This is a genomic window from Streptomyces sp. NPDC085931, assembly GCF_044540565.1.
GTDB lineage: Bacteria > Actinomycetota > Actinomycetes > Streptomycetales > Streptomycetaceae > Streptomyces.
Map to the genome: position 1 here is coordinate 422,564 of NZ_JBITSK010000006.1, position 12,537 is coordinate 435,100.

The window sequence follows — 12,537 nt, forward strand, 5'->3', positions numbered from 1 at the left end:
AGCCATGCGCAAGACGACCCTCCGCCGCAGCTGCGCGGCGCTCGCCACCGCCACCTCCCTCGCCCTGGCGCTCACCGCCTGCGGCGGCGGCACCACCAAGAAGGACGTCGCGAACGAGGGCGGTTCCGCCGCCACCGCCGGCAAGGCCGACCCCGGCGCCGAACTGAAGAAGGGCCTGACGGTCGGCTTCCTGCCCAAGCAGGTCAACAACCCCTACTTCACCACCGCCGACAAGGGCGGCGAGAAGGCGCTGAAGGAGCTGGGCTCCAGCTACAAGGAGGTCGGGCCGTCCAGCGCGACCGACACCGCCGGGCAGGTCTCCTACGTCAACACGCTCACCCAGCAGCAGGTCGACGCGATGGCCGTGTCCGCGCAGGACCCCGGTGCCCTGTGCACCGCGCTCAAGCAGGCCATGAAGAACGGCATCAAGGTCGTCACCTACGACTCCGACACCACCCCCGACTGCCGCAACGCCTTCGTCTCGCAGGCCTCCGCCGAGGACCTGGGCCGTACCGAGGTGCAGTTGCTCGCCGAGCAGATCGACTACAAGGGCGAGATCGCGATCCTGTCCGCCGCGCAGACGGCGACGAACCAGAACATCTGGATCGACTTCATGAAGGACGAGCTGAAGAAGCCCGAGTACAAGAACATGAAGCTGGTGAAGGTCGCGTACGGCAACGACGACGCCCAGCAGTCCTTCCAGCAGACCCAGGGCCTGCTCCAGGAGTACCCGAACCTGAAGGGGATCATCTCCCCGACCACCGTCGGCATCAAGGCGGCCGCCCAGTACCTGTCGGGCTCCAAGTACAAGGGCAAGGTCAAGCTGACCGGCCTCGGCACCCCCAACGACATGCGCAAGTACGTCAAGAACGGCACCGTCGAGGCGTTCGAGCTGTGGAACCCGGCCAAGCTCGGCGAACTGGCCGCCCGGACCGCCGTCGCGCTGTCCTCGGGCCAGATCACCGGCAAGGAGGGCGAGACGTTCAAGGCCGGCGCCATGGGCGAGTACACCATCGGCAAGGACGGCGTGATCAGCCTCGGCAAGCCGACCGTGTTCGACGCGAAGAACATCGACCAGTTCAACTTCTAGATCCGGGAGGGTCGTTGATGCAGCGCGTGTGCTTCCTGCTGAAGGTCCGGGCGGACCGCCTCGACGAGTACCGCGAGCGGCACGCCGCCGTGTGGCCGGAGATGCTCCAGGCTCTGTCGCAGACCGGCTGGCACAACTACTCGCTCTTCCTGCGCGAGGACGGACTGCTCGTCGGCTACCTGGAGACCGAGGACTTCGCGGCCGCCCGGGCCGGCATGGAAGCCACCGCCGTCAACGCCCGCTGGCAGGCGGAGATGGCGCCGTTCTTCGAGACCCTGGACGGCGCCCGGCCCGACGAGGCCATGAAACCGCTCACGGAAGTCTTCCACCTCGCATGACGACGGAGTCCACGAGATGCACAGACGTACCCTGCTGGCCGCCGCCCTCGCGGGAACGGTGGTGACACCCGCCCTGGCCTCCGGCACCGCGCGGGCCGCGACCCCCGGCCCCTCGGTCACCCGGACCGGGACCACCACCCTCGACAGCCAGGCCCTCTTCTTCGTCTCCTACGACGGCCTGGTCAACAACAACGCGTTCCAGAAGAACGGCCTGCTGACCTACAAGGGCCACCAGTACGCCGCCTGGTACACCGCCGACCGCAACGCCGTCGTCGGCCGCCGCGCCCTCGGATCGACCACCTGGTCGACCGTGAAGGCCGGGCACACCCTGCGCTACGACGACTCCCACAACGTCATCTCCCTGGGCGTCTCCAAGACCGACGGCCGCCTGCACCTCAACATGGACTCCCACAGCGACGGCTTCACCTACGTCAAGTCCGTCGCCGGGCTGATGGACGACCCCGCCGGGCTGAGCTGGACCGCGAGCCGCTTCGGCGCACCGCAGTCCACCCTCGACGGCCTCGCCCCGACCTCGCAGTTCACCTACCCGCAGTTCGTCGCCACGCCGGAGGGCAGGCTCCAGCTCAGCTACCGCGCCGGTGTCTCCGGCAACGGCCGCAACGCGCTCGCCGAGTACGACGGCACCCGGTGGACCGCCCTGGGGGAGTGGTCGAGTTCCACCGGCACCTACACCAGCGAGCACGGCTCCTCCACCGCCCGCAACATGTACCTGCACGGCATCGACTACGACCGCTTCGGCCGGCTGCACTCCTTCTTCACCTGGCGCGAGCAGAACGGCGCCGTGATGTGCAGCGGCGGCGGCATCACCAACCACGACACCGGCTACGTCCACTCCGACGACCGCGGCCGCACCTGGCGCAACGCCGCCGGGACCGTCGTCGGCGTCACCGGCGGCGCCGACAAGGTCTCCGTGAACGACGCCGGGCTGGTCGTGGACCCGCTGAACCCGGACCACTCCCTGATGAACCAGGAGAGCCAGTTCACCGACTCGGCGGGCCGGCCGCACGCGATCATCTCCTACGTCCCGGGCCGCTTCGGCCAGTGCACGACGGACTACGTCGCGGACCGGACACGCAACGGCCGGGCCTTCCACCTCCGCCGCGACGCCTCCGGCACCTGGCGGAAGACCGAGATCCCGGTCCCGCTCAACTCGAGCCAGCGCACGAAGCTGATCCTCGACCGGTACGACAACGCCTACGCGATCCTCCCCTTCGGCCGGATCGCCGGCGCCTCCGCGGCCTCGGGGTACACCGACTGGAAGGTCCTCTTCGACGGCAGCGGCCTGAACGCCTTCGGCGAGGTCGTCGTCGACGAGACCCGGGTGGCCCAGGACGGGGTGCTGTCCTTCATGTACCAGGAGAAGTCCACCGGTACGACCCCCTCGCCGCTGCGCGTCGCCGACTTCCGGCTGCCCGCCTGACCACGACCGGTTCCCGGGGCGGCGTGCCGGTAATGTGAGGCCGCCCCGGGCCGCCGCCCCCCTCGTCTCCCTCTGGAGGTCCCTGCCCGATGGCCCAGTCGGTGGGTATCAAGGACGTCGCCCGCGCCGCCGGAGTCTCCGTCGGCACGGTGTCGAACGTGATCAACCGCCCGGACACGGTCGCCACCGAGACCCGGGCCCGCGTGCTGTCCGCGATAGACCGGCTCGGCTACGTCCGCAGCGAGTCCGCGCGCCAGCTGCGCGCCGGCCGCAGCCGCATCATGGGGCTGCTCGTCCTCGACATGGGCAACCCCTTCTTCGTCGACGTCGCGCGCGGCGCCGAGCGCGCCGCCCGCCAGGCCGGGCTCGGCGTGATGGTCTGCAACAGCGCCCAGAACCCGGGGGAGGAGGCCGAGTACCTGTCGCTCTTCGCCGAGCAGCGCGTGCGCGGCGTGCTGCTCACCCCGGCCGACGCCACCGGCCGCAACATCGAGGCGTTCCGCCGGCACGGCATCCCCTTCGTCCTGGTCGACCGGGTCGCCGAGGGCACCACCGAGTGCTCGGTCTCCGTCGACGACGTCGCGGGCGGCGCCCTCGCGGTACGCCACCTCGTCGACGCCGGGCACCGCTTTCTCGCCTACGTCAGCGGCCCGCCCGGCCTCAACCAGGTCCGCGACCGCCGCACCGGCGCCCTGGAGGCGCTCGCCGAGGCCGGGCTCGGCCCCGACGCGCTGCGCGAGCTGCCCACCGAACGGCTGGACGTCGCCGCGGGCCGGGACGCCGGTGCCCGCCTGCTCGGCCTCGCCGACCGGCCCACCGCCGTGTTCTGCGCCAACGACCTGCTCGCCCTGGGCGTGCTGCAGGCCATGTACGCGGCCGGGGTGCGCGTCCCCGAGGACCTGGCCATCGTCGGCTACGACGACATCGAGTTCGCGGCCGCCGCCGCCGTCCCGCTCACCTCCGTACGGCAGCCCGCCGTCACCATGGGCGCCCTGGCGGCCGAGCTGCTCCTGGAGGAGACCGAGGAGGAGGGCGCGGCCCGGCCGCACGAACACCGCCGGGTGGTGCTCCAGCCCGAACTCGTCGTCCGCCGCTCCAGCCTGGCCTCCCGCTGAGCCTGAACGGCCGTTCAGCAAGGTTTCATGATCGAAGGGCTGACCCCAGGACGATCCCTGTGATGAACTGGGACGCGGCCGCACAATCCTCCGTCCCGGGAGCCTCGTTGATCCTCAGCTACCGCCAGCCCGGAGTCGTCCTCACCGACCGGCGTTTCACGGTGCCCCTCGACCACGACCGGCCCGGGGGCGAGACGATCGAGTTGTACGCGCGTGAGGTCGTCGCCGGGGAGAAGGCCCACCAGGACCTGCCCTGGCTGCTGTACCTCCAGGGCGGGCCGGGCTTCGGCGCGGACCGGACCGTCGGCCGGCCCGGCTGGCTGGGCCGGGCGCTGAAGGAGTACCGCGTGCTCCTGCTCGACCAGCGCGGCACCGGCCACTCCACGCCCGCCAACCGGCAGACGCTCCCGCTGCGCGGCGGCCCCGCCGAGCAGGCCGAGTACCTCACCCGCTTCCGCGCCGACTCGATCGTCCGCGACTGCGAGGCCGTCCGCCCCCAGGTCACCGGCGGCGCGCCCTGGACCGTCCTCGGACAGAGCTTCGGCGGCTTCTGCACGACCACCTACCTCTCCCTGGCTCCCGAGGGCCTGGCCACGGCCCTGATCACCGGTGGGCTGCCCTCCCTGGACGCCCACGCCGACGACGTCTACCGGGCCGCCTACCCGCGGATCGAGCGCAAGGTCGCCGCCCACTACGCCCGTTACCCGCAGGACATCGAGCGGGCCCGCCGCATCGCCGACCACCTGCTCACCCACGACGTGGTCCTGCCGACCGGCTACCGGCTCACCGTCGAGGCCTTCCAGTCCCTCGGCATCCTCCTCGGCACCGGCGACGGCACCCACCGCCTCCACCACCTCCTGGAGGACGCCTTCGTCCGCACCCCGCAGGGCCTCACGCTCTCCGACGCCTTCCAGGAACAGGTCCAGGGCCTGCTCTCCTACGCCCGCCACCCGCTGTACGCCCTGATCCACGAGTCGGTCTACGGCCAGGACGCCCGGCCCACCGCCTGGTCGGCCGAGCGGGTCCGCGCCGAGTTCCCGCAGTTCGACGCGGCCAAGGCCCTCGCGGGCGACGAACCGCTGCTGTTCACCGGCGAATCGATTCACCCCTGGATGTTCGCGTGCGACCCGGCGCTGCGCCCGCTGCGCGAGACCGCGGACCTGCTCGCCGCCCGCACCGACTGGACACCCCTGTACGACCCCGCCCGCCTCGCGGCCAACGACGTACCGGTCGCCGCCGCCGTCTACCACGACGACATGTACGTCGACACCGCCCACTCCCTGCGCACCGCCCGCGCGATCCGCGGGCTGCGCACCTGGGTCACGGACGAGTTCGAGCACGACGGCGTGCGCACCGGCGGCCCCCGCGTCCTGGACCGGCTGCTGGCCCTCGCGCGTGACGAGGCGTGATGCCGGTGGCGCGGACTAGTCTGCCGACATGACCGAGCCGACGAGCACTCAACTCCAGCCCATGCCGGGCGACTGGCGGCGCGCCCTCGCGGTCGTGGCCCACCCCGACGACCTCGAGTACGGCTGCTCCGCCGCGATCGCGGCCTGGACCGACGAGGGCCGCGAGATCGCCTACGTCCTCGTCACACGCGGCGAGGCGGGCATCGACACGATTCCACCCGAGCAGTGCGGTCCGCTGCGCGAGCGGGAGCAGCGGGCGAGCGCGGCGGTGGTCGGCGTGAACGAGGTGGAGTTCCTCGACCACCGGGACGGCGTCATCGAGTACGGCACCGCCCTGCGCCGCGACATCGCCGCCGCCATCCGCCGGCACCGGCCCGAGCTGGTCATCACGCTCAACCACCGGGACACCTGGGGCGGCGTGGCCTGGAACACCCCGGACCACGTGGCCGTCGGCCGGGCCACGCTCGACGCGGCCGGTGACGCCGGCAACCGCTGGATCTTCCCGGAACTCACCGAGCAGGGCCTCGAACCCTGGGACGGCGTGCGCTGGGTGGCCGTCGCCGGTTCCAGCAGCCCCACCCACGCGGTGGACGCGACGCCGGGCATGGAGCGCGCGGTGCGCTCCCTGCTGGAACACCGCACGTACATCGAGGTGCTGACCGAGGAAGACCCCGAGACGTACGTCCGCGGCTTCCTGACCGAGCACGCCGAGGCCATGGGGGAGCGGTTCGGCGGCCGGCCGGCGGTCGCGTTCGAACTGTTCGGCAGATGACCTGAGCCGGCCGTGACGGGGAATACGGGGAAGACGGTGGACAGCGCGGCGGGCAGCGCGGAACGGGGCTCGCTCAGCGAGGCGGAGGACGCCGTGCGGCCGCGGGGCACGGCCGGTCGTTTCGTATGCTGAACGGCATGCGAGATCATCAAGCCGCGCGAGCGGACCTGCGCGGCGACTGCGCGCGCTGCTTCGGGCTGTGCTGCGTCGCCCTGCCCTTCGCCGCCTCGGCCGATTTCGCAGTCTCCAAGGACGCCGGCACACCCTGCCGCAACCTCCGGGACGACCACCGCTGCGGCATCCACACCGAGCTGCGGAAGAAAGGATTCACCGGCTGCACGGTCTACGACTGCTTCGGCGCGGGGCAGCGGGTCTCGCAGGTCACCTTCGGCGGGCAGGACTGGCGGACCGGGCCGCCGGAGCACGCCCGCCGCATGTTCGACGTGTTCCCGGTCGTCCGCCAGCTGCACGAGCTGCTGTGGTACCTGACCGAGGCGCTCGCCCTGCCCGCCGCCCGCTCCCTCCACGCCGAGCTGCGCACGGCGCTGGAGCGGACCGAGGAGCTGGCCGCCGGGACCCCCGGGGAACTCGCCGCGCTGGACGTGGCGGCCCACCGCCAGGACGTCAACGTCCTGCTGCTGAAGACCAGTGAGCTGGCCCGGGCCGGCACCCGGGGCCGCGGGAAGGACCGTCGCGGGGCGGACCTCGTCGGCGCCCGCCTCAGGGGCGCCGACCTGCGCGGCGCCACCCTGCGCGGAGCCTGTCTCATCGCCGCCGACCTCACCGGCGCGGACCTGCGCGGCGCCGACCTGATCGGCGCGGACCTGCGCGACACCGACCTCACCGACGCCGACCTGACCGGGGCGTTCTTCCTGACCCAGCCGCAGCTCGACGCCGCCCGGGGCAGCGCCGGAACCCGGCTGCCGGGCTCAGTCACCCGCCCCGGGCACTGGACGGCGCAGGTCTGACGCCGGCTCGCGCACCGGCGTCCGGCGCTCCGGGCGCAGCCGCAGGCCCTCCGGCATCAGCGTCAGCCGTTCCGTGACGCGCAGCCGGTAGGCCGGGTCGGGCCGCAGCTCGTAGCGGCGCAGCAGCAGGCCGAGCACCAGCGTCGCCTCGTGCAGGGCGAACTGGCGGCCGATGCAGGCCCGCGCTCCCGTTCCGAAGGGCTTGAAGGTGTGCGGGGCCCGGGACCGTACCGCGGGGGCCTCGAAGCGGTCGGGGTCGAACCGCTCGGCGTCCGCGCCCCACACCTCCGGGTCCCGGTGCAGCATCGGCGTCAGCACCAGCGCCCACGCGCCGCGCCGCATGGGGTGCTCCCCGGCCAGCACGGTGTCCTCCCTGGCCTCCCGGGCGAAGGCGGGCGCGGTGGGCCACAGCCGCAGCGACTCGTCCAGCACCCGGCGCACGTAGCGCAGCCGGGCCACCTGCTCGTAGGCCGGTTCCGCCGCGTCCGCCCAGACGCGGTCCACCTCGGCGCGGGCCCGGGCGGCGACCTCGGGATGACGCGAGAGGTAGTGCAGGGCGAAGGAGAGCGCCCCGGACGTCGTCTCGTGGCCGGCGACCAGGAAGGTGATCACCTGGCGGCGCACGTTCCGGTCCGCCAGCCGCTCCCCGGTCTCGGGGTGGGCCGTCCACAGCATCCGGTCGAGCAGGACCCCGTCCCCGCCGCCCGCGGCGCGCCGTGAGCGGACCAGCTTGTCGACCGTGCGGTTGAGGTAGGCGATGTCCGCCGCGTTGCGCCGGCTCGCCCCGCGCAGCAGCAGCGGGGCCAGCGGGAACGGCACGGCGTTGAGCCGCTGGGCGTACGTCAGGGTGCCGACCATCGCGGTCACGAAGGGGTGCGGCCGGGAGCGTTCGAACGAGCCGAAGTCATGGCCGAACCCGGTGCGCGCGATCGTCTCCAGCGTCAGCTTGGTCATGTCGCCCGGCACGTCCACCGTCCGCCCCGCCGACGCCGCCCGGTCCCAGTGCTCGGTCAGCCGCCGCGCCACGGACAGCATCATCGGGTGGTAGCCGGCCATGGCCTCGCGGCTGAACCCCGGCGCGAGGACGTCGTGCGCCAGCTGCCAGTTCGGCTCGTGGTTGTACGCCGTGAACAGCCCGTCCCCGGCGACCGGCCGCAGATTGGCGATGCCGAGCCCCACGTGCTTGGCGAACCGCGACTCGTCGGCGAGGTCGGCCGTGTGCCGGGCGCCCCAGACGAACACGAACTCCTTGCCGAACGCCTTGCGCCGGAACACCGGCCCCAGCCGCCGGGCGTGGCGGAGCGAGTCCTGCAGGGGAGTGCGCCGGTTCACGCCCACCACGTCACCGAGCAGCGGGATCCGGTGCGGCGGGTGCGGAATGCGCTCCAGCTCGGGCCAGCCCAGCTCGGCGCTGCGGAACCCCTTGGGCAGCCCGTCCCGTATCGGCGCCTCCGTCATGACGCGAACTCCCTTGTTCCAGCGGCGGCTTCACACGTGTTGTACGTGGGTTCAATAACGCGTTTCAGTCTGGTCCCGTTGTTGAACCGGCGTCAAGTAAAGTGCGGGCATGGCCGCGAACCAGGGCGGGCGCACACGCCGCCGGCTCAGCACCCAGGAGCGCCGGGAGCAGCTCCTGTCGGTCGGGGCGCGGCTGTTCTCGGACAACCCCTACGACGACGTGTGGATCGAGCAGGTCGCCGAGATCGCCGGGGTGTCCCGCGGGCTGCTCTACCACTACTTCCCGACCAAGCGGGACTTCTTCGCGGCGGTCGTCGAGCGCGAGAGCGAGCGGATGCTGCGCATGACGGCGGCGGTGCCCGGCGTCCCGGTGCGCGCGCAGCTCGCCGCCGGACTCGACACCTTCCTGGAGTACGTGCGGGCCCACGCCCACGGCTACCGGGCCTTCCACCGCGCCGACGCGGCCGGGGACCAGGCGGTGCGCCGCGTCTACCAGCGGGCCCTGGCCGCCCAGGAGCGGCAGATCCTCGCCGCCCTCGCCGCCGACCCGGAGTTCGGCCCGGCCTTCGAGACGCGGCCCGAGGTGCGGCTGGCGGTGCGCGGCTGGCTGGCGTTCACCACGTCCGTGTGCCTGGAGTGGCTGCGCGACGCGGAGTTGAGCCGCGATCAGGTGCGCGAGCTGTGCGCGCGCGCCCTGCTGGGCGTCCTCACGCCCTGAAAAGCCTCGCAAAGATCACGTGGCCTGGTTGGCTCACACCCCGATCTTCGGTAGGTTAGGCAAGGCTTACCTAAGGAGGTCTGGGATGGGTGACGACAGCCACAGCTGGACGGCGGCCCCCGCGGCCGCGGAGCGGGCGCGCTCGGTGCTCGCCGCCGCGTGGTCCTGCTCGGTGACCGCGGAGGGGACGCGCGAGGAGCTCGTCGGCGCGCACACGGTGACCGAGGACGGCCGGGTGACGGTGGCCGTGCCCGAGGACAGTGCCCTGCTCGGGGCCGCGATCTGCGCGCCCCGCGGCGAGCCGTCCGCCGTGCTGGAGTTCGCCGACGTCGCCCCCGTCCCGCTGCGCAGCCGGGTCCGCGCCCGGCTGTGGCTCGCCGGCTGGTTCGCCGTCGAGGAGGACCGCCTCGCCTTCACGCCCACGCGGGTGGTGCTGCGCCGGCCCTCGGGGGCCGTGGTCGTGGACCTCGAGGAGTTCGCCGCGGCCGAGCCCGACCCGCTCACCACGGCCGAGGCCCGGCTGCTGACCCACCTCGCCGACTGCCACCCCGAGGCGGTCGAGCGGCTGACCCGGCTCGTCGATCCCGACAGCCTGCACGGCGCGGTCCGCGTCCAGCCGCTCGCCGTCGACCGGCACGGGCTGACGCTGCGCATCGAACGCGCCCGCAGCCACGGCGACGTACGCCTGGCCTTCCACCGGCCCGCCGACGACGTCGCGCAGCTCACCGAGCGGATGCACGTGCTGCTCAGCCAGGCGGCCGCCGCCTCCTGCCCGCGGGCGCTACAGCGGCAGCGCACAGACGGCGACCGGTGAGGGGAACGGTTCTCCCGCGGGCCGCAGGGCGCCGCTGTCCCCGTCCACGTGGAAGACGGTGACGGTCGAGGACTTCTGGTTCGCCGCGAACAGCAGGGTGCCCTCCGGGGAGAAGGCGATCTGGCGCGGGAAGTCCCCCTCCACCGGCACGGTGTCCAGCAGCCTGAGCCGGGCCCCGTCCTGCTCGATCGCATAGCGCGCGAGGCTGTTGTGGCCGCGGTTGGCCAGATACGCGTGGCGGCCGTCCCCGGTCACCAGCAGCTGGGCGGGGTAGTTGGTGCCCGGGCCCGCGCCCGTGGGCTGCGCCTCGCCGACGCGCAGCGCGCCGGAGGCCGGGTCGTAGGAGCAGACGGAGACCGTGTCGCCCACCTCGTCGACGAGGTAGGCGTGCCGGCCGCCCGGGTGGAACGCGAGGTGCCGGGGACCGGCGCCCGGCCGGGTCCGCGCGCGGGCGACCTCGGTGAGCGTGCCGGCCTTCTCGTCCAGGCGGTACGTGTAGACGGTGTCCGTGCCCAGGTCGACGGCGAGCACATGGCGCCCGTCCGGACTCGTGACGAACTGGTGGGCGTGCGGCCCGTCCTGGCCCGGTCCGGGCGGCGGACTGGAGTGCCGGACCAGGTCGGTGCGCTCGCCCAGGGCCCCCGAGGCGTCGATGGGATGCACGGCCACACTGCCCGACCCGTAGTTCGCGCTGAGCAGCCAGCGGCCGCCCGGGTGCACCGACAGATGGCAGGGCGCCGCCCCGCCGGTGCCGCGGCTGCCCAGCACCTTGCGGTCGGACAGCCGCACGGCGGTCACGGCCCCGTCCGCGCGCTCGTCCACCGCGTAGAGCGTGCGCCGGTCCGGGTGCAGCGCCAGGTACGACGGGTCGCCGACGCCGGTGACGGTGCCCGCGCCGGTGATCCGGCCCGTCGCCGGGTTGTACGTCGCCAGGCCGATGCCCTTGCCGCCGCCCTCGGCGGACGTGTAGGTGCCGAGGTAGAGGGGCCGGGGTCCGGCGGGGCGGCGGGCCGCGCCGGACGGGCTCGTGCCCGTGGCGGGCGAGCCCGGGGGAGTCGTCGCGGGCGCGGGTGCGTCGTCGCAGGCCGGCAGTGCCACCGCGGCGGCCCCGCCGGCCAGTGCGCCGACGAACCGGCGCCTGCTCCAGCCACTGTCCATGTCGTCCCTCAAGGTCGTCAGCTCGTCCCCCTCGCGGACAGCCACCTTGACGTGGATCACCCGCCCGGTGCAACAACGGCACCTCGCGTCGCGCGCGACGTCCCCTTTCGCCTACCAGTCGCCGTCCTGCACGGGCTTGCCGGGCGCGTCCTCGAGCGGCCGCACCTGCCCGGGCGCGGGCTGCTGCCAGGGCTCGTGGTCGTCCCCGAGCCAGTCGCCGACAGGCTTGACGGCCCGGAGTTCGTCCGGGGCGCTCAGGTCCTCGGCGTCCTGGTCGTAGTAGTCGAACCAGGGCAGGCCCGCGCGGGTGTACGCGGCCCGGTCCACCGGGGAGGGCGGTGCCGCCTCACCGGTGATGCGGTGCCACTCCGGCGGGGTGACCAGGTGGACGAAGACCCGCCCGGCGGGCTGCCGGGACCAGTGCGCGAGCGGCCGGTCGTCCTCGTAGACCTCCTGCCGCATGGAGCCGCCGACGCCCAGGCCCATGGCGGCGGGCGCGCGGGACGGGCTCGCCGGGGCGGCACCGGCGACCGGGGCCGAGCCGGGTGCGGGCGGCGCCGCCATGGGCATCGGCATGCCGGAGCCGCCGGGCGCGGGCGGCGCGGCCATGGGCGGGGCCGCGCCGAAACCGCCGGACGCGGCCATGGGCCCGCCCGCCATCGGGCCGCCGTAGGCCGGCGGCGCGGCGAGCCGCGTCCGCTCCAGCCGCCGTCGCTCCGCCGCGCGCCACGTGGCCAGCTCCTCGTCGTTCAGCGGGAAGGACCGCAGCTGGACCCCGCCCCACACCTCCTCGCCCGTGACCTGGCCCTCCACCGTGGCGCCCAGCCCGAGCGGGACGGCCACGAACTGCCGCACCGTGCCCGTACCGGAGTTGATGCCGTCGAGCCAGGGCTGGCGGGGCAGCACCACGTAGTTCTGCGGGTCACGGCAGAGCCCGTCGCTCCAGGGCCGGCCCGAAACCGCGCACACCTTGCCGACGCCCACCTGCAGCGCGGCCGGTTCCGTGGTGCCCGCGAAGTTGAGCCACATCGCCTCGCGCAGGTACACCGGCAGCATCACGCCGCCGCGCGCCCGCATCGCCTCGGGCACCCGGTCCGCGTGATCCGCCACCCGCCGGACCGGGAACTCGCCCAGCCCCGGCGGCAGCGGATGCGTGCCCGTCTCCGGCAGGCGCAGGGTGCGGATGAACCGCACGGCCACACCGCCCGGCAGCCGCAGTGTGTTCCCGTCGATCCGCACGGTCGTGTCGGCCATCG

12 protein-coding genes are annotated in these 12,537 nt (G+C 73.5%); 9 read left to right on the forward strand and 3 right to left on the reverse strand.

From position 1 onward, the window contains the following. The first annotated feature begins 4 nt into the window (after positions 1-4). The 7 genes from rhaS to ACIGAN_RS15310 all read left to right on the forward strand — a co-directional run bounded on the left by rhaS (position 5) and on the right by ACIGAN_RS15310 (position 7,133). Positions 5-1,090 carry a rhamnose ABC transporter substrate-binding protein gene (gene rhaS, locus ACIGAN_RS15280; RefSeq protein WP_365743473.1) on the forward strand — a complete coding sequence of 362 codons (1,086 nt, stop codon included), beginning with the start codon at positions 5-7 and terminating at the stop codon, positions 1,088-1,090. Between the two features lie 17 nt (positions 1,091-1,107). Beyond that, on the forward strand, positions 1,108-1,428 hold the full coding sequence (locus tag ACIGAN_RS15285; RefSeq protein ID WP_365098548.1) for an L-rhamnose mutarotase: 321 nt from the start codon (positions 1,108-1,110) through the stop codon (positions 1,426-1,428). Between the two features lie 16 nt (positions 1,429-1,444). After that, entirely contained in the window at positions 1,445-2,869 is a 1,425-nt protein-coding gene (locus ACIGAN_RS15290; protein WP_399857741.1) for a BNR repeat-containing protein, read from the forward strand. Positions 2,870-2,958: 89 nt separating this feature from the next. Then, on the forward strand, positions 2,959-3,984 hold the full coding sequence (locus tag ACIGAN_RS15295; protein ID WP_365098544.1) for a LacI family DNA-binding transcriptional regulator: 1,026 nt from the start codon (positions 2,959-2,961) through the stop codon (positions 3,982-3,984). Positions 3,985-4,091: 107 nt separating this feature from the next. Beyond that, positions 4,092-5,393, forward strand: a complete 1,302-nt coding sequence (locus ACIGAN_RS15300) for an alpha/beta fold hydrolase (protein WP_399857914.1) — start codon at positions 4,092-4,094, stop codon at positions 5,391-5,393. Positions 5,394-5,421: 28 nt separating this feature from the next. Then, positions 5,422-6,165 carry a PIG-L deacetylase family protein gene (locus tag ACIGAN_RS15305; protein ID WP_365743477.1) on the forward strand — a complete coding sequence of 248 codons (744 nt, stop codon included), beginning with the start codon at positions 5,422-5,424 and terminating at the stop codon, positions 6,163-6,165. 125 nt (positions 6,166-6,290) lie between these two features. Continuing rightward, positions 6,291-7,133, forward strand: coding sequence for a pentapeptide repeat-containing protein (locus tag ACIGAN_RS15310; protein ID WP_399857745.1), 843 nt, complete (start codon positions 6,291-6,293; stop codon positions 7,131-7,133). Here ACIGAN_RS15310 and ACIGAN_RS15315 read toward each other — a convergent pair. Next, positions 7,095-8,591: a cytochrome P450 gene (locus ACIGAN_RS15315; RefSeq protein WP_399857747.1), complete on the reverse strand. Its 1,497-nt coding sequence runs from the start codon at positions 8,589-8,591 to the stop codon at positions 7,095-7,097. The two genes, ACIGAN_RS15310 and ACIGAN_RS15315, sit on opposite strands and share 39 nt — an antisense overlap. Positions 8,592-8,700: 109 nt before the next feature. Here ACIGAN_RS15315 and ACIGAN_RS15320 point away from each other — a divergent pair, with 109 nt between their 5' ends. Further along, positions 8,701-9,309 (forward strand): TetR/AcrR family transcriptional regulator, encoded by a 609-nt coding sequence (locus ACIGAN_RS15320; RefSeq protein WP_399857749.1) that lies wholly within the window; start codon positions 8,701-8,703, stop codon positions 9,307-9,309. Between the two features lie 85 nt (positions 9,310-9,394). Next, positions 9,395-10,123: a DUF2470 domain-containing protein gene (locus ACIGAN_RS15325; RefSeq protein WP_399857751.1), complete on the forward strand. Its 729-nt coding sequence runs from the start codon at positions 9,395-9,397 to the stop codon at positions 10,121-10,123. Here the strand turns inward: ACIGAN_RS15325 and ACIGAN_RS15330 are convergent. Further along, positions 10,091-11,281: a lactonase family protein gene (locus ACIGAN_RS15330; RefSeq protein WP_399857917.1), complete on the reverse strand. Its 1,191-nt coding sequence runs from the start codon at positions 11,279-11,281 to the stop codon at positions 10,091-10,093. The genes ACIGAN_RS15325 and ACIGAN_RS15330 overlap by 33 nt on opposite strands. Before the next feature lie 111 nt (positions 11,282-11,392). Beyond that, positions 11,393-12,535: a hypothetical protein gene (locus tag ACIGAN_RS15335; protein ID WP_399857754.1), complete on the reverse strand. Its 1,143-nt coding sequence runs from the start codon at positions 12,533-12,535 to the stop codon at positions 11,393-11,395. Positions 12,536-12,537: the final 2 nt, after the last annotated feature.